The 20,236-nt window shown below is 67.3% G+C and carries 17 protein-coding genes; 7 read left to right on the top strand and 10 right to left on the bottom strand.

Going from position 1 to position 20,236, the window contains the following annotated elements; translation table 11 throughout:
- Positions 1–204 precede the first annotated feature (204 nt).
- Positions 205–924: a GntR family transcriptional regulator gene (locus tag P73_RS10195; RefSeq protein ID WP_043869483.1), complete on the top strand. Its 720-nt coding sequence runs from the start codon at positions 205–207 to the stop codon at positions 922–924.
- A gap of 4 nt (positions 925–928) precedes the next feature.
- Here the strand turns inward: P73_RS10195 and P73_RS10190 are convergent, their stop codons facing one another.
- A complete protein-coding gene (locus tag P73_RS10190) occupies positions 929–1,324 on the bottom strand; it encodes a YciI family protein (protein ID WP_043869482.1) in 396 nt (131 codons plus the stop codon).
- A gap of 584 nt (positions 1,325–1,908) precedes the next feature.
- On the opposite strand from P73_RS10190, the gene P73_RS10185 reads away from it, so the two are divergent.
- Complete coding sequence (locus P73_RS10185) at positions 1,909–2,127, top strand: hypothetical protein (RefSeq protein ID WP_043869481.1); 219 nt, start codon at positions 1,909–1,911, stop codon at positions 2,125–2,127.
- A gap of 116 nt (positions 2,128–2,243) precedes the next feature.
- Positions 2,244–2,717: a hypothetical protein gene (locus P73_RS10180; protein ID WP_074743268.1), complete on the top strand. Its 474-nt coding sequence runs from the start codon at positions 2,244–2,246 to the stop codon at positions 2,715–2,717.
- Between the two features lie 65 nt (positions 2,718–2,782).
- Here P73_RS10180 and P73_RS10175 read toward each other — a convergent pair whose 3' ends face one another.
- Positions 2,783–4,756, bottom strand: a complete 1,974-nt coding sequence (locus tag P73_RS10175) for an MDR family MFS transporter (RefSeq protein WP_043869479.1) — start codon at positions 4,754–4,756, stop codon at positions 2,783–2,785.
- A 317-nt stretch (positions 4,757–5,073) separates the two neighbouring features.
- On the opposite strand from P73_RS10175, the gene P73_RS10170 reads away from it, so the two are divergent.
- The gene (locus tag P73_RS10170; RefSeq protein ID WP_052453150.1) at positions 5,074–6,096 is read left to right on the top strand and encodes a PAS domain S-box protein; all 1,023 of its coding nucleotides are present in this window, start codon (positions 5,074–5,076) and stop codon (positions 6,094–6,096) included.
- Between the two features lie 446 nt (positions 6,097–6,542).
- Here P73_RS10170 and P73_RS10165 read toward each other — a convergent pair whose 3' ends face one another.
- The 7 genes from P73_RS10165 to P73_RS10135 form a co-directional block, all read right to left on the bottom strand.
- Positions 6,543–7,520: a Bug family tripartite tricarboxylate transporter substrate binding protein gene (locus tag P73_RS10165; protein ID WP_043871571.1), complete on the bottom strand. Its 978-nt coding sequence runs from the start codon at positions 7,518–7,520 to the stop codon at positions 6,543–6,545.
- A gap of 199 nt (positions 7,521–7,719) precedes the next feature.
- Entirely contained in the window at positions 7,720–8,574 is an 855-nt protein-coding gene (locus P73_RS10160) for a MaoC/PaaZ C-terminal domain-containing protein (protein ID WP_043869478.1), read from the bottom strand.
- Between the two features lie 24 nt (positions 8,575–8,598).
- A complete protein-coding gene (locus P73_RS10155) occupies positions 8,599–10,689 on the bottom strand; it encodes an acetate--CoA ligase family protein (protein WP_043869477.1) in 2,091 nt (696 codons plus the stop codon).
- 175 nt (positions 10,690–10,864) lie between these two features.
- A complete protein-coding gene (locus P73_RS10150) occupies positions 10,865–12,376 on the bottom strand; it encodes a tripartite tricarboxylate transporter permease (protein ID WP_043869476.1) in 1,512 nt (503 codons plus the stop codon).
- Positions 12,377–12,381: 5 nt separating this feature from the next.
- On the bottom strand, positions 12,382–12,831 hold the full coding sequence (locus tag P73_RS10145; protein WP_043869475.1) for a tripartite tricarboxylate transporter TctB family protein: 450 nt from the start codon (positions 12,829–12,831) through the stop codon (positions 12,382–12,384).
- A gap of 534 nt (positions 12,832–13,365) precedes the next feature.
- Complete coding sequence (locus tag P73_RS10140) at positions 13,366–14,313, bottom strand: LysR substrate-binding domain-containing protein (RefSeq protein WP_052453148.1); 948 nt, start codon at positions 14,311–14,313, stop codon at positions 13,366–13,368.
- Positions 14,314–14,418: 105 nt separating this feature from the next.
- Positions 14,419–16,728, bottom strand: a complete 2,310-nt coding sequence (locus P73_RS10135) for a molybdopterin-dependent oxidoreductase (protein ID WP_074743266.1) — start codon at positions 16,726–16,728, stop codon at positions 14,419–14,421.
- A gap of 500 nt (positions 16,729–17,228) precedes the next feature.
- Here P73_RS10135 and ribB point away from each other — a divergent pair, with 500 nt between their 5' ends.
- Genes ribB through P73_RS10120 form a run of 3 tightly spaced genes read left to right on the top strand, consistent with a single transcriptional unit; the run spans position 17,229 to position 18,967 of the window.
- A complete protein-coding gene (gene ribB, locus P73_RS10130; protein WP_052453147.1) occupies positions 17,229–17,873 on the top strand; it encodes a 3,4-dihydroxy-2-butanone-4-phosphate synthase in 645 nt (214 codons plus the stop codon).
- 46 nt (positions 17,874–17,919) lie between these two features.
- Complete coding sequence (locus P73_RS10125; RefSeq protein WP_043869473.1) at positions 17,920–18,408, top strand: flavin reductase family protein; 489 nt, start codon at positions 17,920–17,922, stop codon at positions 18,406–18,408.
- A 49-nt stretch (positions 18,409–18,457) separates the two neighbouring features.
- Complete coding sequence (locus P73_RS10120; protein ID WP_043869472.1) at positions 18,458–18,967, top strand: NAD(P)H-dependent oxidoreductase; 510 nt, start codon at positions 18,458–18,460, stop codon at positions 18,965–18,967.
- Positions 18,968–19,012: 45 nt separating this feature from the next.
- Here P73_RS10120 and P73_RS10115 read toward each other — a convergent pair whose 3' ends face one another.
- Entirely contained in the window at positions 19,013–20,221 is a 1,209-nt protein-coding gene (locus P73_RS10115; protein ID WP_082033176.1) for a MalY/PatB family protein, read from the bottom strand.
- Between the last annotated feature and the right edge of the window lie 15 nt (positions 20,222–20,236).

The raw sequence follows: 20,236 nt of genomic DNA, 5'->3' as shown, positions 1-20,236 counted from the left end.
CCGGAAGCCTGCGGCGCGTTCCCGGACGGCACCCGCGGAACACTATGTATTGTTCGCGCCATCTGGGATATTAACAGCAGGGCCTCGGGCCTGGCGCACCTCTTCCTGGGAGCGAGCCGGCGCAGGTCCTGCACGACTTCTCTCGATCCGACAGCCGAGGACCTTCGGTCGGCGACTTACAAGCGACAACTTCAGACAGCCACAATGAAACAAGTAGATTTCGCCAACGATCCGCTCCAGCAACCGGCCAAGACAGTTACGGAATCGGTCTATCGCAAGCTGCGTTCCGACATCATCTGGGGAAGGCTTCCCCCCGGCGCACCGCTCAAGTCGGACGAACTGCGCAAGCGCTATGGCGCGGGCATCAGCCCCCTGCGCGAGGCCCTGTCCCGACTGACGAGCGAGAAACTGGCGATCTCGTCCGGCCAGCGGGGATTCCGCGTCGCCGGTATCGGGGCCGAGAATATCGTGGACGTGATGGAAACCCGCATCATCATCGAGAGCGCGGCGCTGCGCCGGTCCATCGAAATCGGCGATGTCAATTGGGAGATGCGCGTCGTTGCCACCCACCACGCACTGTCACGGTTCTCGTTCCCGACCAGCCACGGCGAGGAAGCCGGGGCATGGACCGCACAGCACAAGGCCTTTCACATGGCCCTTCTGTCGGCCTGCCAGTCCGAATGGCAGATATATCTCGCCGATCTCCTCTTCGACCAGGCCGAGCGGTTCCGCATCCTTCGAGCGATCAAGACGATCGCCACCGAGTCCGACCGCGATCCCCTGCTCGAACACCAGCGCATCCTCGAAGCCGTGCTTGACCGCGATGCCGATGCCTCCGTCGCAGCGCTGAGCGACCATTACCGCGCGACCAAGTGCATGGCGCTCGAGGTGATAAGGGCGCAGAAGGACGGCGCAGACGGCTGACCACCTATTCCAGCACCGATCCCCGGTCGGACAGGTCGATGTTCAGAGAGATGCGCCCCTCGTTGACCACCCATCGCTGCACCCGCGGCTCGCGCAGACCGGCGATCACGAAGGGATCACGCTGTGCGATCTCCTCGGCCTCTTCGAACGAAGAGGCGCGCACGACGGTGATCCCCTCCCCGGTCATCTTGCCGTCCCGATCATAAAGCGGTCCCGAGAGGAACAGGACGCCCGCTTTCTCGAGCCCGATCATGAAGCGCAGGTGATCCGCCAGATGCGGGCCCAGGTCCGAGGGATCCGCCAGCATCCGGTTCTCGATCATGTAGTATTCCTTGGCCATCATGCGGCCCAGGAGCTCAGCGATCACAGCCTTGTCGTTGCTCGTCTTGTCGTTGCTCATGGTCATACTCCCTTGCGAACCGAATTGCTGGCGAAGCCGGGGGCGCACCCGGTCCAGGCGGACCGGGCGATATTATTCCGCCTCGCCGAAGCATCCGGCCTCTCGACCTGCCGAAACTTCGCGAGGGGATCGACCCGCTCCTGTCGCCTGCCAACCATCGCCGTCCCTCCTCACCGCCAGAACATCCGCAGAACTCCGGGCACGGTTCCCAGCCCGCGGCGGCGGATGGGAGGGCGAGACGTCTTCTCTCCTTCGGCCCGCCCGTGATCGTGCATGCTCCGGCGCCATTCCGGGCGTCCGGCAACGCGAAACCGGCGACCCGTAGACGGCAAATCTGCTTCGTCCGTACACAGGGCTCAGGATTTCGTCAACGGAATGAACCCGCGCGCAGAACGCTCACACGACACCACATGGCACAAAGGCCTCTCCTCGCCGACGGAGCGTGGCGCTTTCGCGCCCCGTTCCCGCCGCCCATCCCGCCCCCGCGCGAAAAGGTGCCGCCGGAGGGACCGGGGATCGCAGTCGCCTCGCCGGCCCGTTAAAAGGCGCGGGACCGAATTCGCTTCAGGAGGACAGACCGACGCATGGCACGCGAGAGACGCAAATCGACCCCCCGCTTCCTGTTGCGCTACTTCGCGGTGATCGGCCTCGTGCTGGGCCTTGCGGGACTGGTCGTGCCCTTCGCGGCAACCGGCCTCACCGCCGGGGACAAGCAGACCCTGATGTCGCTCGGCGGCGCGCTCACGGGGGGCGGGCTCGTGCTGCTGATCGCGAGCGTCCTCGTGCCGGGACGCCGGCCCTGATCCCCCGCGGACGGAATGCCGGACGGTGGCGCGGGGCTGCGCGTGACCCGGATCGAGCGTCGCCTGCGGTCGGGGCCCCCGCCGGACTACGCCACCCGCCCCGCCGTGCTGCGCGCGTGACGCTGGACCGAGCCCAGGCTGTGCAGGGCTGGCGCTGTGCGTCCTCCGAGCCGGTCACGCTCGACGTCCTTCACGGCGGCGAGGGTGACAGGCCCGTCTTCTACCGCTGCCGGCTGGCGGAGGGGAACGCGATCCCCGGTCTCGAGGCCGAGACGGCGGGCGCGGACCTTTCGCAGACCTCCGGCGGTGCCGGGGGCTGGAGGCTGGCCTTCGGCGACCGCGCGGAGTTCGTGGCGGATCTCCGGCTGCGCGACCTCGTGGTCATGGTCGATGCCGGCCGGCATCCGGTGGACCTGCGCGGCACGCTCGATCACCCGGCGACCCTGTCGGGGCGCACGCATCCGACCGGCACGGCGGTCCGGGCAACACGGGACAGAGGGCTGGTCGTTCCGTCCCCTCGATCCGGCGAGGTTCAGCGCCCGGCCGCCGGACTGACCGGGACTCCGGCCGGAACAGATGAGGTGATGTAAAAGATCAATATCGCATCCCAACGCACTGTTAAAAAATAAATTTCAAGAATACCTCCAGATCCGCCCTATTCCCGCTGCGTCGGCTCGGGCATCTCTGCGACGAGCTGGCGCGCGAAATCTGTCAGCATCCTGCGCACCTCGTCATGGTCTTCCGGCGCCCAGCGCGCGATGAGGTCGGAGAGGCGCGCGCGATAGGCGGCGACCGTGGTCGCGAAGACCTCCCGGCCCTTCGCGGTACGCGTGAATGTGCCGTCGGGGGCGCGCTCGATCAGCCCGCGCTCGATGAGGCGTTGCGCAGCCTCGGCCCGCGTTTCCTGTCCCCTGCCGATGGCCGGCGCCGCTCCCTCCGCCGCCTCCGCCCGCGCCACATGGAGAAGCACCCAGGCTTCCTCCGGCGACAGGTCCAGATCGAGCCTCCGGATGATCCGGCGCATCGCCTCCCGCCGGTTGGCCCCGGAGACGGCATTGGCGATGATATATTCGAGCTCCGCGAGCGAACTGGCCTGCCGCGGCATCGCGAAACTGTCGGCCATGTCCACCGCGCCCGGCTGGTCCGCGATTGTTTCGCGCAGCGGGACCTCCCGCAGCAGCAGGGCGAGGATGAAGCCGGCCGCCGCCACGCAGGCCGCCACGAGGAACACCGGACGAAGCGCCCCGGCATAGGCCGTGCGGTAGATGGCGCGGGTCGCCTCGGGCAGGGTCAGGATCTGGGCGGGATCGGAGGCGATCTCGGACCCCGCGGGAAGGTTCGGGATCAGCCCGCTCGCCAGCCCCGCCGAAAAGAGCGCCCCCGCGCCGGCAACGCCGAGCGCCGCACCGATCGACCGGAAGAGCGTGACGCCGGATGTCGCCACGCCGAGGTGGCGATAGTCGACCGCGTTCTGAACGGCCAGCACCATGACCTGCATCACCAGCCCGATCCCGAGCCCCACGATCAGCATGTCGAGAATGGCGACCCAGACCGGGCTGTCGACGCCGAGCCGGGACATCAGCAGGAAGCCCGCCGCGATCAGCGCCGTTCCGACGATGGGAAAGACGCGATAGCGCCCGTGCCGGCTGATCAGCCGGCCGCTGCCGACCGACGTCACCAGCATCCCGCCCATCAGCGGCGTCAGCGCGAGGCCCGCGTTCGCCGGGCTGGCCCCCTGCACGACCTGAAGATAGACCGGCATGAAGGTGACCGCCGCGAACATCGCCACACCGACGATGAAGCAGACCGCCGAGGCGATGCAGAACGTGCGCCCGGCGAAGAGCTCCGGCGGCAGGATCGGCTCCTCGGCGCGCCGTTCGACCGCCATCAGCGCGACCAGCGACACGGCCGCCACGGCCGCCAGGGCAAGCACCGGAAGGGAGGTCCAGGGGACGGTATGCCCGCCGATGCTCGTCGCCAGGACGAGCCCCGTCAGGCTGATCGCGAGGAGCACGGAGCCGAGGTAGTCGACCTTCGGGCGATCCTGGCGCGGCCGCGGGGCAAAGGCAAAGGCGATCACCGCGAGTGCGGCGACACCGATCGGCAGGTTGACGTAGAAGATCCAGCGCCAGCTCGTGTGTTCGACGATATAACCGCCGAGGAGTGGCCCCACCACCGTCGAGACCCCGAAGACGGCGCCGAAATAGCCCTGGTATCGGCCGCGTTCGCGCGGGCTGACGACATCGCCGACCGCCGCCATGGAACTGACCATCAGCCCGCCGCCGCCGAGACCCTGAAGCGCGCGGAACAGGATGAGCTGGGACGTGGACTGCGCCAGCCCGCAAAGTGCCGATCCCACGAGGAAGAGGATGATCGCGGTCTGGAGCACGACCTTGCGCCCGATCAGGTCACCGAGCTTGCCGTAGATCGGCGTCACCACGGTCATGGCGAGGATGTAGGCGGTCACGATCCAGGCGAGATAGTCGAGCCCGCCCAGCTCCCCGACGATGGTCGGAAGCGCCGCGGAGACGATCGTCTGCGACAGGGAAGAAAGGAGCATGACCAGCATGAGCGCCCCGATCACGAGGCGCAGATCCTGGCGGGGCATCTCGGCTGTGGTCTCCGTCATGTCATCTCCCGAAAAAATTCACACCGATATGGCCCGGCGGATACTCCAGATAGCGCATCGAACGGAAACGGCACGGAGTCCGACGCGCGTCCCCGATGCCCGGACCGGCCGGACCGGGCCGGCACGCCGCCGGCCTTCCGCACCCGTCGGGAGCCCTTTTCCCGTCGCCCTCTCCGTTTTTTCCGCGCGCGCGGAAGAGATAAAGAGGGACATCGTCCTTCCCTCCGCCCGTCACTTCGACATTGATCGGGACGCCCCTTTGCACAAAGGTCCCTAACGCCGTAAAACATTCCGGTCCCACGGGAAAGGCCTCACATATGGATTCGCAGGAAAGCCTCCAGCAGCATCTCGCCGCGATCGTCGAGGGATCGGAGGACGCGATCATCACCAAGAACCTCGACAGCGTCATCCTGAGCTGGAATCGCGGGGCCGAACGCCTTTTCGGCTATTCCGCCCAGGAGGCGATAGGCCAGCCGATCACGCTCATCTTTCCGGAAGACCGGAAGGACGAGGAGCTCGATTTCATCACCCGCCTGCGCCGCGGCGAACGCATCGCGCATTTCGAGACGGTGCGCCGGCGGAAGAACGGGAGCCTGGTGCCGATCTCGCTCACGGTCTCGCCGGTGCGCAATGCCGAGGGCCGCGTCGTCGGCGCCTCGAAGATCGCCCGCGACATCACCCTCCAGCACCGGGTGGCCGAACAGCAGCAGCTTCTCCTGTCGGAAATGCGCCACCGGGTCGGCAACTCCTTCGCCGTCGCCGGAGGGCTGCTCGCCCTCGCCGCGCGGCAGACCGACAACGTCGCCGATCTCGTCACCACGATGCGCCGCCGTTTGCACGCCCTCGCCTCGGTTCATTCCATGGCGCTCGTCGATCCCTCCGGAGACGCGCCCGAGAGATGTTCTCTCGTCGATCTCGTCGGATCTGTCCTCGATCCGTTCGCCGGCGAAAGGCCGCTGCGGGTGGATCTTCCCGACCTGCCCGTCTGCTCCGCCGCCATCACCCCGCTCGCGCTCGTCTTCTTCGAACTCGCGACCAACGCGGTCAAATACGGCGGCCTCTCGGAGACGGGAACGGGCGTCGCCATCCGCGGCGAGTGCCGGGACGGCCGCCTGTTCCTGCGCTGGGAAGAGACCCGCGCGGACGCGCCCGCCCCCGCGCCCGCCCGGCCGGATCGCGGCGGCGGCTTCGGAACCCGGATGTGCGAGAGCACCGTCTCCACCTCGCTCGGCGGCAGCTTCTCGCGCAGCTTCACCCCGGAGGGCATGGTCGCGGAGCTCGACCTGGATCTCACCGCCGTGACCGGCGAGAAGGCGGACGCCCCCTCCCGCGATACATGAGGGCCGCGGGAGATCAGGCAGTGGAACGGACGTGACAGGAAAGGCGGGCTGCGTTCCGGTCACCACCGAAGGCTCCGGGGCAACCTCCGCCGCCGTTGAGCGCAGGGCGCAGTCCATCCGGTGTCCGCCGGCCGCTCCCTCCGGACGGCCCCATGGAACCCGATCCCCCGGCGTCCTGGCGCCGCGAAAGGTGACGGGACCGGTTTCGGACAGGCCAAAGCGGCGGCCGACCCGGAGCGGTGTCACGGCTCTCCCGCCCGCGACCGACCGCTGAGGCCCCCCCCCGGCAAGCGCAGGCACAGCCACCGCCCCCACCCGGCAAAGGGCGGGAGGCCGCGTCGCATGGGAAGAGACGTCCGAACATTTCGGGCGCGGCACGGCCCGCGTGCAGAGGGCCGCAGCCAAGCCGCCCGCCTTTCCCGACGGGCGGAGCCGCCTCGTGCGGCTTATTCCAGGGTCAGACCGGTTTTTTCCACGAAAGCGTTCATCATCGCGAGATCGTTGGCGACGAATTCCGCGAATTCATCGGCGTTCATCGGGACGAGTTCCGCGCCGTTGGTGCCAACCCATTCCTTGAAACCCTCGTCGTTCTGGGCTTCGAGCATGGCATCGGAAAGCGCCTTGATCACCTTGTCGGGCGTGTCGGCCGGAGCGAACATCCCGTACCAGATGTAATAGCTGTAATCGGGTACGCCGAATTCCGCGAAAGTCGGAATGTCCGGGAGCGACGGGTCGCGTTCCTCGCTGGTGATGGCCAGCATGCGCATCGCGCCCGCCTCCACATGCGGCGTGACGGAGGTGACGGTGCTGAACTGCCCGTCCACCCGGCCCTCGATCGTGTCGGGGAAGCCTGCCGAGCTCCCCTGATAAGGCACCATCTCCACCTCCAGGCCCCGTTCGACCATGAACATCTCGGGGCCGATATGCGTGGTGGTCCCGAGCCCCGCCGTCCCGAAACTCAGCTCTCCCGGATTCTCCTCGGCATGGGAGACGATGTCTTCCATGCTCTCGTAGGGCGTGTTGCTCCCGGTGACCAGAACGATCGGCGAACGCATGAGCAGGCCGACCGGGATCAGGTCCTCGCCCATGGAATAGCCGACGCTCGGCCTCAGCGCCTGCTGGATATTGATCGTGCCGGCGCTGACCAGAAGCGTCTGCCCGTCGGCGGGCTGGTCCATCACATACTGGATGCCGATCAGGCCACCGCCGCCGACGCGGTTTTCGACCACGACCGGCTGGCCCAGCGTTTCGGACATCAGATCCGCATATTGCCGCGCGGACAGATCGGTCGACGCACCGGCCGCCGAATTGACGATGATGCGAACGGGCCCGTTCGGAAACGCATCCTGGGCCGACGCACCGCTTCCGGCCGCGGCAAACAGCGCCGCGGACAGCACAAGGCCGTTCTGGATCAATTTTCTCATCGTGACTTCCTCCTCTTCAGATCTGGGCAGGCCGGTTGCGGGATCCCCGTTTTTCCGCTCCGGCGCATCATCGCTCATGCGCAATTTCTCATGCGCAACCCCTCATGCGCAATGCGCATGCCAGATCTGCGCAACGCGCATGGAATGCGGTGAGGCGGCGCCTCCCGTGCCGGATCGGACCGCGCGGGCCGACGCAGGTTCAGGCGATCTCGAGCCGGCCGTTGTCGATCACGACCACATCGTCGCGTGCCGGCACCGTCGTCTGAAAGGCAAGACCGTCGGGCCCGGTCCAGACCTTGATGCGCAGCACGTCCTCCGGGTAGACCGGACTGGTGAAGCGCCCGCCGATCAGCCTGAGCCGTGTCGGATCGTTTCCGCAAAGCCCCTTCAGGATCGCAAAGCCCGAGGCGGCATAGGTCGACAGCCCGTGCAGGATCGGCTTGGGGAAACCGTGGGCCTTCGCGACCTCGGGATCGGCATGAAGCGGATTGTAGTCGCCGCTGAGCCGGTAGATCAGGTGTTGCTGCGGGATCACCCGGACGTCGAAGGCGTGATCCGGCGCGCCGTCGGGGATCTCCTGCACCGGGAACCGCGATGCGCTTTCCCCGCCGGCCCCGCCATCGCCGCGATACATGTTGGTCCACCATGTCTCGTAGACCAGTTCATCGCTGCCGGTCTCGTACACCTTGCGGTGGACCGTCACGATCACCGCCTTGCCCGGCCCCTTGTCCAGGATCTCCGCGATCTCGGACCTGCCGTAGAACTCGCCTTCGACCGGGATCGGCCTGTGCAGCCGGATCGTCGTTCCGGCATGTACGCTCTTGCCGCCGAAACCGACCTCCGCCTGTCGGATCCAGGCATAGGGCGTCGCGAGACAGGTCGCCATGGTGGGCAGGGCGACCAGATCCTTTTCGTAGACATATTTCAGCTCCTCCGGGGCGAACGGGTTCTGCCCGACACCCGCCCCGAGCGCGTAGAGCATCGTGTCGCGTTTCGTGAGCGTCGTGTGGGTGTCCGGGATCCGGTATGCCTTCAGCTTCTCGATGTCTATCACGTCAACACCTCCTGACGATGGGCCTCAGCCACGGGACCGGACAAGGGCATCGACCGCCACCAGCCCCTGTCCCTCGGGCAGGACGAAAACCGGGTTGATCTCCAGTTCCTCGGTCTCCTCCGAGGCCACGAAGCGCTCGCCCAGCTTCACCGCCGCCTCGACGAGCGCGCCGATGTCGCGCTTCGGCGCCCCCCGGAAACCGTTCAGCACCGTCCAGAGCTTGAGCTTTTGCAGCGCGCCGACGATCTCCTCCGGCGTCGCGGGCAGCGACAGGAAGGTCACGTCGCGGAACAGTTCCACCGCGATGCCGCCGAAGCCGATGGAGAGGACCGGGCCGAACTCCTCGTTCCGCAGGCAGGACAGGACGACCTCGGTGCCGTCGCCGCCGACCATCTCCTGCACGAGAATGCCCGCCTCCGGCTTGCCGAGCCGGGCGCGGAAGTCCCCGGCCAGCGTCGCGACCTCCTCGGGCGCACGCACGTTGATCTTCACGACCCCCATCTCGGTCTTGTGCTCGGCGTCCGAGGGCAGAACCTTGACCGCGACAGGGAAGCTCATGCCGCCAAGGGCCTGCGCCACGTCGTCCGCCGGGGACAGGATCGCCCATTTCGCGGGCGCGATGCCGCAGCCGTCCAGCAGGTCCATGATCGAGCGCCAGTCGTCGCGGATCGGCGTAGGCGCAAGACCCTCGCCGACCTTCCGGGCCGGGCGCGCATCCCATTCCCGCTTGCGATAAAGCCAGGCCAGCAGCTTCATCGTCTCGGAGGTGTCCGAGGAAATCAGGATGCCGGCCTCCCGGTAGCGCGCGTTCATCTCGTGCGAGACCGTCTCGTTGACGAGGCTCACGATGGCCGGAACCCCGGCGGCGCGGGCGGCCGAGGCGAAGGCGTCTTCCTTTTCCTCCACATCCCTCGTGCCGCTGCTGGCGAACTGGACGACCAGCGCTTCGGTATGCGGATCCGAACTGACCGCCGCGAGCGTGTCCTCGAGCAGCGTCGCCACCGTGCGCACCTGCCCGGTCAGGTCCACCGGATTGTGCTTGTGCCCGTAATCGGGAAGGATCCTGTCCAGCACATCGACTGTCTCCTGCGAGAACACACTGAGCGGAACGTCGAACTCGTCGCTGTGGTCGGCGAGCATCGAGGCCGCGCCGCCCGAGGTGCTCATGATCGAGACGCCGCCCTGTGGACTGCCGGAATTGCGCGGCGCGGGCAGGAAGGCGAAGACCTCCAGCGCGCGGACCATCTCGGCGATATTGTCGACCAGCAACACCCCGGCCTGATCCAGCACGCCCGCATAAACCACATGCGCGGTGGCGATCTTGCCGGTATGGGAGGCGGTGGCCTGCCGCCCGATCTCGGACTTGCCGGTCTTCAGCGCGACGATCTGGATGCCGCGCTCGCGCGCCCGCTGGGCGATGCCGACGATCCGCGAAGCGTCGTTCAGCCCTTCGAGATAGAGGCCGACGACGCGGACATCGTCCTGTTCGATCACATAGGCGAGACAGTCCAGCAGATCCGTGCTGGTCTCGTTGCCGACGCTGACCACATAGGAACAGCCGATGAGGTTGCGCTGGAGCGTGTTGCCGATGGCACCGCCGAGCGCGCCGCTCTGGCTGATGACGGCGATCGGCGCGTGCGAGATCCTGTCGAGTGCGAAGGGCGCCGAACCGAAGGTCAGCATGGCCTTTTCCGCGACCGACCACAGGCCCTGGCAATTGGTGCCCAGCACCCGGACATTGTGTTCCCGTGCGGCCTCCGCGACCTGCCGCGCCAGTTCCTTGCCACTCTCTGTCTCCTCGAAGCCGGAGCTGAAGACGATGGCCGAGGGCACGCCATTGCGGCCGCAATCCGCGATGATCTCCGGCACCGTCTCCGCCGGGGTGATGATCAGCGCGACATCGGGCGTCTCGGGCAGCGCATCGAGCGTCGCATAGGCCTTCAGCCCCTCGATCTCGTCGGCGGACCGGCTGACCGGATAGATGCGGCCCTCGTACCCGTGCTTCTGCATCACCAGCAGCAGCCGGTTGCGCGCGGTGCCCCGCTTGGCGGAGGCTCCGATGATCGCCACGCTTTTCGGATGGAAAAGCCGGTCGAAGTCGGACTGTTCAGGCACAGGTCATTCCTTTCTCGTTCGTCTCGTTCGGTCGCGCGGCTGCGCCGGCGGAGGACAGTCGCCGCCGCGGCCCGTCAGGGGGGTGCGACGGTACCGGACATGGACCTCTTCGCGCCGGAACCCCCTGACACGTCCCGCAAAACCTGTGCCAGCCGCCCGCCGGCCGGAGCTCGGATCACGTCAGTTCCGCGAGCGCGCGTCTCCGTCTGGCGTTCCGATAGGTCAGGACCGCGGTCACCAGCAGGATGGCGAGGGTGATCAGCAGAAAGCCGAGCGAGATCGGCCGTTCCACGAACACCGACAGATCCCCCCGCGACAGGATCAGCGACCTGCGGAAGTGGTCCTCGAGCAGGGGGCCCAATATGAAACCGAGGATCAGGGGCGCGGACGAGAAATGCAGCAGCCGCAGCACGTAGCCGAGGATGCCGAAGCCCAGGACCGTGAAGACCTCGAAGATGCTGTAATGGACGGAATAGGCCCCCATGCAGATGAACATGATGATGGCGGGATAGAGGATGTGGTAGGGAATGCTCAGCACGCGCACCCAGATCCCGATCAGCGGAATGTTGAGGATCAGCAGCAAGACGTTCCCGATCCAGAAACTCATGACGAGTCCCCAGAACATGCCGGGATGGGTCGACATCATGGCAGGTCCGGGCTGGATGCCGTTGATCATCAGCACCCCGAGGATCAGCGCCATCGTCGCCGAGCCGGGAATCCCCAGCGTCAGCGTGGGAATGAAGGCGGATTGCTCGGCCGCGTTGTTCGTCGTCTCCGGGCCGACCAGCCCTTCGATCGCGCCGTTGCCGAAGCGTTCCGGCTCCGCGGCGACCTTCTTTTCCACCGCATAGGACATGAAGCTGGCCACCGTCGGGCCGGCACCGGGAAGAACCCCCAGCAGGGCGCCGATGCCGGAGCCGCGCACCATGGGCATCCACGACCGGCGAACGTCCTCACGGGTGGGGATCATGGAGCGCAGGGTCACCTTGAGCTTCGCGTCGCGGGACTTCGTCCCGATGCTGCTCAGCAGTTCCGACACGCCGAACAACCCCATCGCAAGCGCGACCATGCTCAGCCCCTCGAGCAGTTCCACGGAGCCGAACGTGTACCGCTGCGCGCCGGAATAGAGATCCATGCCCACGAGCCCGAGCAGGATGCCCAGCATGACGGTGGCGATCCCCTTGACCGGGGCGCCCTGCCCGATGGTCGACGCGGAGACGAGGCCGAGCACCATGAGCCCGAAATATTCCGGCGATCCGAACTGGAGCGCGAGCCTCGCGATGACGGAGGAAAAGGCGACCATCACCAGGATGCTGACGCATCCGCCGAAGAAGGAGGCGATCGTCGACATGAAGAGCGCGACGCCCGCCCGTCCCTGCTTGGCCATCGGATGCCCGTCGAGGCAGGCCACCGCGTTGGAGGCCGTGCCCGGAAGGTTGAGCAGGATCGAGGCCGTGCTGCCGCCATAGGCGGAGCCGTAGTAGATGCCGGCCATCATGATGATGGCGGTGGTCGAATCCAGATAGAATGTCAGCGGCAGAAGCAGCGACAACGCCGTCAGCGGACCGATGCCCGGAATGATGCCGATGAACGTGCCCAGCAGCACGCCGCCGAAACAGTAGAGCAGGTTGATCGGCTCGAGCGCGGTGCTGAGGCCAAGGCCGAGGTTTTGCAGAAGTTCGGGCATGACGTTCACCAGGGCAGGGAAAGGATCGGAACGGAAAGGCTGAAGCCGAACTTGAAGATCACGGTGGCGATCAGCGCAAGGGCGGCGGCATTGAGCGCCGTGGTCAGCGGCCGGGATCTGCTGTCGGCAAGTGCCGAGACCACGGTCAGGAGCACCACGGCGGGCACGATCCCCATGGTCTCGATCGTGAGGCAGAACAGGACGATCGCCGCGGAGACGGCGAGGATCGGACGCAGTTGGACCCTGACGCGGGCGCCGCTCCGCGAGAGCGCCGGCACCAGGATGGCGATCCCCAGCAGGGCAAGGAGAATGCCGGTGATGGCGGGAAACATCCCCGGTCCGATCCGCCTCAGATCGCCGATTTTCATGCCGCTGAAGGCCATATATGCGGCAATCAGCCCGACGACGAGGATCAGGGCCCCGCCGGCGATGTCGCGATAGTCTCGGTTATGCATGGGTCACGCCTCCAATCCCGGATCGGGCACCGGGGGTCGCCTCCGGGCGGGATCGCACGGCCTTCGCGGCCGCAAATACATGACAGTTTTCGCAGGTCGGATGGTCCGGCATCGGTGCTTCTCTCGACGGTTTCATGTCCATACCTGCGCAAGGGCGGCAGGTCACCGAACCGATACGCAATCGCGCTGCCAATCGGCGGCCTCTGCCTGTTCCGCGCCCATGTTTTTCCGCAGGGCTCGGCGAAGGCCCAGGCGGCGGCGGGACGCCTCGCCCCCGAAGCGCCGCAATCGCGGGACGTGGTCGGGACCGCCGGTCCGGCGGATCGCACCGGGGACAAGGGGCGCATGGCCTTCCCGCGCCCCCCGTCAGGGCGTCTTCCGCCCTCCACCTCCTCATGTGCCGCCGCTGTCCGCTGTCGGAACTCCGCGTCTGTGCGACACCCGGCCCGTTCCGAGGACGCCGGGCCCGGTCACGGGAGCGCATCCCGCGCGCCCCTGACCTTCGCATGGGTCGCCGCCGGCAGGGGGCCCGCCTCAGCTCCTGCGCGCCCGTGCCGGGTCCGGCGCGTCGCCCGCCCCCATCGGCAGCCGCACGGCGGTGCGGAAATACTCGTCGACATGTTTGCGAAACCGCGCGCCGACCAGCGAGGTCCGGTTGGGCTGGGCCAGCAGCCCGATCTCGCGCATCAGCGTCGGATGGAACGGCCGCGCCACCAGCCGGTCGCTGTCGCGCAGGTAAGGCGAGAAGGGCGAGATGATCGACACCCCCACCCCGGCGGCGACGAAATTGCAGACCGCCTCGTGGGTGGCCGCCTCGACCACCAGCCTGCGCGGCACTCTGAGGCGGTCGAAGATCCGGTCGATCTGGAACCGTGTCGTGGACGAGCGCGGAAAGCTGATGAAGGGAACATCGGCGAGGTCCGCGGGCTCGACCACGCGCTTGCCGGCCAGCGGGTGATCCGGCGGCATCACGCAGACCGCGGGCTCCGCCGACAACAGCTCCACATCGAGATCGCCGGTAAAGGCGGGCAAGGAGACGATCCCGAATTCGATCTTGCCGGAATGCACCCGGTCGACGATCCGGTCGTGCTCCTCGACCTCGAGAGTGACCGTGACGCCCGGATGATCCCCCAGGAACCGCGAGAGGATCTGTGGCAGCAGCCCGTTGCCATAGATGCTGATCGCGCCGATCCGCAGCTCGCCGATTTCCAGATCGCGGATCGCGAAGACGCGGCGGTTCAGCTCCTCGAGGCCGGAGAAAAGCGAACCCACCTCATCGCGCAGCCGCCTGGCCTCGGGAGTGGGGATGGTGCCGTGCCGGGTCCGCCGGAAAAGCGTGTAGCCCAGGCTCTCCTGCATGTCGGCCATCAGGCGGCTGACGGCGGGCTGCGAGATCTGAAGGAATTCCGCCGCCCTCGTCATGCTGCCAAGACGCATGACCGCCCGGAACGCCTCGACCTGGCGCATCGTGAGTTGCCGCATGCTCCTGACCTTCCTCCCCCGGTCACCCCGCCGCCCGTCCGCATCCCGCGGCGGACATTCTCCCGGTTTCCCGCGAGGATGCCCTGTCGCGTCGCGACTTGCCAGTCATTCCTGTCCCATGTCGCCGGGGGTGACGATCCGGGGCGGCCTGTGGCTGCGCACCGGACGCAGGGGCTGGTCCAGGCGCGCGACCTCGACGAGGCAACTCTGCGCGGCACAGCCCTGGCCCAGTTCGGAACTGCCGATATCGCGGGTCAGGACATTGGGATTGCTGCCCCGGTCCTCGCGCCCGTCGGGATCATAGGCGGAGCCCGTGGCCAGCATCACCACGTCGTCATGCAGCGCCGGATCGACCTGCGCCCAGGCATGGCAGGCCCCCCGGTCGTTGAAGATCCGCAGGATATCGCCCTCGACGATGCCCCTGTCGCGCGCCGCCCTCTCCGAGATCCGTATTGGCTCCAGCCCGTCGCGCTTGCCCTCGGCGACATAGCCGCTGCCCTCCATCTGCCCGTGCAGCTTGCGCGCGGGCTGCGGCGTCAGCAGGTGCAGCGGATAGCGCTGCGCCAGCGGCGCACCCAGCCATTCCTCGGGATCGAGCCAGGCAGGGTGGCCGGGCTGCCGGCCCTCGGTTTCGGAAATGAGGTCCTTCTGGAATAGCTCGATCCGCCCGGAGGGGGTGTTCAGCCGGTGCGCCTCGGGATCGGCCCGGTAGTCGGAGAACATCACGTAGGTTTCGGGCGGGGCCGGGATCTCGGCATAACCCCGCTCCCAGAAGCGTTCGAAATCGGGCAGGGTCACACCGCGTTCGGCCATCTCCTGCACCGCGCGCCCGTAGGCGTGGCGGATCCAGCCCATTTCGTCGCGCCCGCCGGTAAACCTCGCGCGGTCGCCCAGCCGTTCCGCCAGGTCGGCGAAGATGTCGAAATCGTTGCGCGCCTCGCCCTGCGGCTCGACCAGCTTCTCCATCGCCAGCAGATAGGGCTCGCGCGAGGACCCGCCGATGTCGTTGCGTTCGAGCGTGGTGGTGGCGGGCAGCACGATATCGGCATGGCGCGCGGTCGCGGTCCAGTGGCATTCGTGCACGATCACCGTCTCGGGACGGCGGAACGCGGCGCGCAGGCGGTTGAGATCCTGGTGATGGTGGAAGGGGTTGCCGCCCGCCCAGTAGATCAGCCGGATGTCGGGATAGGTATGGGTCCGGCCCATGAAACGATAGCTGCCGCCGGGGTCGAGCAGCATGTCGGCCACCCGCGCCACCGGGATCACCGACCGCGCCGGGTTCGCGCCGATGGGCAGCCCGTGCAGCGGTGTGCCGTAGCGCGGATTGCCCTGCGCGTTGCTCGATCCGTAGCCGAAGCCGAAGCCGCCACCCGGCAGCCCGATCTGACCCAGCACCGCCGCCAGCGCCGCAAGCGCCCAGAACGGCTGTTCGCCGTGGCGCGCACGCTGCAACGCCCAGTTGGCCGACAGCATCACCCGCCTGCCCGGCAGCGACAGGGCGAGCGCCCGGATGGTCCCGGCCGGAATGCCGCAGATCGGCGCCGCCCAGTCCGCGGTCTTCTCGGTGCCGTCGCTCTCCCCGGCCAGATAGGCGGCGAAGGGCGCGAACCCCTCGGTATAGCGGTCGAGGAAGGCCCGGTCGTGCCGGCCGGCGCGGATCACCTCCCGCGTCAGGGCGAGGATCAGCGCGGTGTCGGTATTGGGACGGATCGGCAGCCACTCGGCCTCCACCCCGTCGAGATCGGCTTTCGAAGGCGAGATATTGACCAGCCTCAGGCCGGAAAGCTGCGACAGGAATCGTCCGTGCACATGGGCCGAGGCACCACCCGACTGCACCGCCCAGGTCCGGGCCGGCAGCCCCCCGAAGGCGAGGAAGATGTCGCAGTGCTCGCCGATGCTCTCCGCCGAGGTCAGATGCGATCCGATGGCTGCCGTCGTCCCCAGGACGCGGGGAATGAAGGCCTGCGCCGCGCCGTAGCTGTAGTTCATCACCTGATCGGTGGACCCGCCGAAGGCATAGAGAAAACGCCGGATCAGCGAGCGCGCATGGTGAATGCGCCCGGCGGAGGACCAGCCATAGGACCCGCCGAAGATCGCCGCATCGCCATGGTCGCGCCGGACCCGCGCCAGCTCCCCCGCCGTGCGGTCGAGCGCCTCGTCCCAGCCGACCCGGACGAAATGATCCTCGCCGCGCCCGGCGCCGCCGTCGCCCTCGAGCCATCCGGCGCGAAACAGCGGGGCGGACACGCGCAGGGGCGAGGTCAGCATCTCCGGCCAGACCCGGATCAGGTCGGAGGGGTCGGGATCGTGTTCGAACGGTTCGATGCGGCGCAGCTCGCCGTCCACCACCTCCGCGCGGAAGGTCCCCCAATGGGAGACGGAAAGCCGCAGCCGGGACATGTCTTTTCTGCTCATATCAACTTCCCCTCGCCGCCGGAACCGGTGGCTCGTCTCTGTCCGGCGGGGATGGCGCCGCGCACCTCCCGACGGAGCGGTGTGCCAGCAATCGGGCGGTCATGGGGCCGCTTCATCCGAAATGGAGCGAGATGAGCGGAGAGTCCCGCCAGGGTCCGCCAGCAGCCGAGAAACTCACTATTCATAACATAACATTATCCATATATCTCCGCGGCGACGCGGATCGTCCGTCCCTGCCCCCTCTGACAAGACCACAATCCGCCGCCCCGACCAAGGCGGCAAACGCCTGCATCGTGAAAAGCTCCTTTGTCACATTATGTGTTGTTTGGAGGACGCGAGTGCACTTTAAGGACCGGCAACGACAGCAACCCGACACCTTAACCCACCACCTTGAGGCGTCGCCGACCGGCGCCCCGAAACGCCCGCCGGACAGGAAACGCCGGGCGATCCTCCGGATCTGCGAACCGGTGCAAACGACACGCAGCACAAGAGAAGCCCAGATGAACAAAGAGATATCCGAAGCGATCAGCGATCTGCGGAACGGCAGGCTCGTTGTCGTGGTCGATGACGAAGACCGGGAAAACGAGGGCGACCTCATCTGTGCGGCGGCGCTCTGTACGCCGGAGCAAATGGCCTTTATCGTGCGTCACACCTGCGGTATCGTCTGCACGCCGCTCAGCGCCGGGATCGCCGCGCGCCTCGGGCTTGCGCCGATGGTCGCGGAGAACGACTCCGCCCATGGCACCGCTTTCACGGTTTCGGTCGATCTGCGGGCGGGCCACAGCACCGGAATTTCCGCCGCCGATCGCGCCAATACCGTGCGTGCCCTGGCCGATCCCGGCAGCGAGCCGCAGCATTTCGCGAGGCCGGGCCACGTTTTCCCGCTGCTCGCCCGGCCGAACGGGGTGCTCGAGCGGCCGGGACATACCGAAGCGGCCGTGGACCTTTGCCGCCTTGCCGGCCTGCCGCCCGTCGGCGTAATCTGCGAACTTGTGAACGATGACGGTACGGTCAAGAAGGGGCAACAGATCGACGATTTCGCGCGACAGCACGGGCTGCGGAAGATCTCGGTGCAGCAACTCGTCGACTTTCGCCGGGCGGGTCTGGACAGCGCCGCGACCTCGCCGCAGAAGATCGCGTCCTGAGCGGCGCCCCACGCCCCGGCAGCGACACAGGAAAGGGAAATACTCCATGACACCAGGCGACATCGACCCGCGTCGTTTCAGAGATCTGCTGGGGCACTACGCCTCCGGCCTGACGGTGATCGCCGGGATCGCCGGGAAAACGCCGGTCGGCTTTACCTGCCAGTCCTTCTACAGCGTCTCGCTGGACCCGCCGCTGGTCTCGTTCTGCGTCAACAACGGCTCGAAAAGCTGGCCGCAGCTCCGGCCCGCCGGCACGTTCTCGATCAACCTGCTCGCGGCGGATCAGGCGGAAATCTCGAACGGCTTCGCGAAATCCTCCGGAGACCGCTGGAGCGGCATCGGCCGGTCGCCCTCGCCGCGCGGCAATCCGCTGATCCACGGCGCGCTGGCCTGGTTCGACTGCACGCTCTTCGCGGAACACGCCGCGGGCGACCACAGTATCGTGATCGGGCAGGTGCAGGCCATGTCGGAGACGAACGAGGTCGATCCCCTGCTCTTCTACAAGGGAAAATACAGGGTGCTGGAAGCGCTCTGACCCGCGCCGCCGGCTTCCCGTCACTCGCAAAACAGGGACATATCTCGCCATGAAAATCAGCGTCGTCGTCGGAAATCCTCAGGCCGGATCGCGCACCGGCCGGATCGCACAGCGTCTCGCGGAGGGGCTCGCGCCCGGCGCCGAGATCGAGGTCATCGAGCTCTCGCAGCATCTCGACGGGCTGTTTTCCTGGAAATCCGAGGCGCTGGACGCGCTCACCGCCGGGGTCGCGGGCGCCGATCTGGCGATCTTCGCCTCCCCGACCTACAAGGCCTATTTCACCGGGCTGCTCAAGGCTTTCCTCGACCGCTACCAGATGGACGGGCTGTCGGGCGTCACCGCCCTGGCGGTCATGACCGGCGGGGACCGGGCGCATTCGCTGGCCCCGAGCCTGACGCTGGTGCCGCTGCTGATCGAGCTGGGCGCGATGGTGCCGCTGCGCGGGCAGTTCTTCGTGGTCGGCAAGGAGACCGATGTGGACAGCCTCGTCGACGACCGGCTGCCGGCGCTGCGCGATCAGTTCGCCAAGCTCGGACAGGTCTGCGGCGGCATCGGCTGAGCCCGACGGACGCGCGGACCGGGCCGCAACGGCCCGGCGCGAGGCTCAACGCGCGTTGCTGCGCAGCGCCGCGACCATGCGGTCGACGATCTCGTCGAGGATCGGGAGCGAGGTGGCGAAGTTGCAGCGCACCCGGCTTTCCGCGCCCGGCAGGAAATCCTCGCCCCGGCTGAAACCGACGCCCGCGCGGTCGAGGAAGAAATCGCCCGCAGACCCCTGAATTCCCAGGTCGCTGCAATCCATCCACAGCAGATAGGTCGCCTCGGGCGGGTGGAAGCGGAGGCCCGGCAGTTCGCTCGCAAGACGGCCGCACAGGTGGTCCCGCGCGGTCCGCAGATGCGCCAGCACCGCGTCGAGCCAGGGCTGCCCCTGCGTCCAGGCCGCGACCGTGGCGTCGATGCCGAGGCTGTTGACCGACCCGGTCAGCCGCAGCGGAATGCGCGCCTGATAGGCCGCTTTCAGTTCGGGCGTGCCGAAATACATCACCGCACAGCGCAGGCCGGGAATGTTGAAGCTCTTGGTCGCGGAATTCAGCAGCACGCAGCGCGCCGCCGCCGCGGGCGAGAGCGCCGGAAAGGGAATATGCGGGCGGTCGCCGTAAATCAGTTCCGCATGGATCTCGTCGGAGATCACCAGCAGATCGTGCTTTTCGGCAAAGGCCAGCACCGCCTCGAGCTCGTCCCGGCTGAAGACCCGCCCCGTGGGATTCTGCGGATTGCAGAGCACGAAGATCCGGGTGTTGGCGTCGATCTGTGTTTCCAGCCGGTCGAGATCGAAGACATAGGTCCCGTCGCGCTCGTCCATGTGCAGCGGGATCAGCCTGCGCCCGGTGGTCTGCAAGGTCTCGCGAAAGGGCGGATAGTTCGGCACCTGGAGGATCACGCCGTCGCCCGGCCCGGACCAGGTGAGGATCGCGGCATAGGTGGCCTGCACGAGATCGGAGACCGGCAACACCAGATCGGCGGAAGCCTTCCAGCCGAAGGCCTCCTCCATGCGCGCGGCGAAGGCGCCGGCGAGCATCCGGTCGGCCTTGGCGCCGTCGCGCATCTGATAGCCGTAATCCTCCCGCTCGACGCTTTGAAGGATCGCGGCCTGAACCGGCGGGGCCACCCTGAAATCCATATCCGCGATGAAGGAGGGGATGACATCGGGCGGAAACTGGTTCCACTTCGTGTTCCGCCGCTGCCTCAGCTCCTCGGGGCTCAGCAGGAACGCCGCCATGTCCGGCGCCTCGTTTCCGGTATTCACTGTCATGTCCTGTCCTTTCTC

Source organism: Celeribacter indicus (assembly GCF_000819565.1).
GTDB classification, from domain to species: domain Bacteria; phylum Pseudomonadota; class Alphaproteobacteria; order Rhodobacterales; family Rhodobacteraceae; genus Celeribacter; species Celeribacter indicus.
Note: the sequence above shows the minus strand (reverse complement) of the source record. Positions and strands in the feature narration are given on the sequence as shown.

Coding starts and splice junctions, on each gene's coding strand:
- P73_RS10120 (WP_043869472.1), top strand. CDS start 18,458: ATGAAAATCAGCGTCGTCGTCGGAAATCCTCAGGCCGGATCGCGCACC.
- P73_RS10140 (WP_052453148.1), bottom strand. CDS start 14,313: ATGCGGCAACTCACGATGCGCCAGGTCGAGGCGTTCCGGGCGGTCATG.
- P73_RS10135 (WP_074743266.1), bottom strand. CDS start 16,728: ATGAGCAGAAAAGACATGTCCCGGCTGCGGCTTTCCGTCTCCCATTGG.
- P73_RS10145 (WP_043869475.1), bottom strand. CDS start 12,831: ATGCATAACCGAGACTATCGCGACATCGCCGGCGGGGCCCTGATCCTC.
- P73_RS10185 (WP_043869481.1), top strand. CDS start 1,909: ATGGCACGCGAGAGACGCAAATCGACCCCCCGCTTCCTGTTGCGCTAC.
- ribB (WP_052453147.1), top strand. CDS start 17,229: ATGAACAAAGAGATATCCGAAGCGATCAGCGATCTGCGGAACGGCAGG.
- P73_RS10125 (WP_043869473.1), top strand. CDS start 17,920: ATGACACCAGGCGACATCGACCCGCGTCGTTTCAGAGATCTGCTGGGG.
- P73_RS10175 (WP_043869479.1), bottom strand. CDS start 4,756: ATGACGGAGACCACAGCCGAGATGCCCCGCCAGGATCTGCGCCTCGTG.
- P73_RS10170 (WP_052453150.1), top strand. CDS start 5,074: ATGGATTCGCAGGAAAGCCTCCAGCAGCATCTCGCCGCGATCGTCGAG.
- P73_RS10195 (WP_043869483.1), top strand. CDS start 205: ATGAAACAAGTAGATTTCGCCAACGATCCGCTCCAGCAACCGGCCAAG.
- P73_RS10150 (WP_043869476.1), bottom strand. CDS start 12,376: ATGCCCGAACTTCTGCAAAACCTCGGCCTTGGCCTCAGCACCGCGCTC.
- P73_RS10165 (WP_043871571.1), bottom strand. CDS start 7,520: ATGAGAAAATTGATCCAGAACGGCCTTGTGCTGTCCGCGGCGCTGTTT.
- P73_RS10115 (WP_082033176.1), bottom strand. CDS start 20,221: ATGACAGTGAATACCGGAAACGAGGCGCCGGACATGGCGGCGTTCCTG.
- P73_RS10190 (WP_043869482.1), bottom strand. CDS start 1,324: ATGAGCAACGACAAGACGAGCAACGACAAGGCTGTGATCGCTGAGCTC.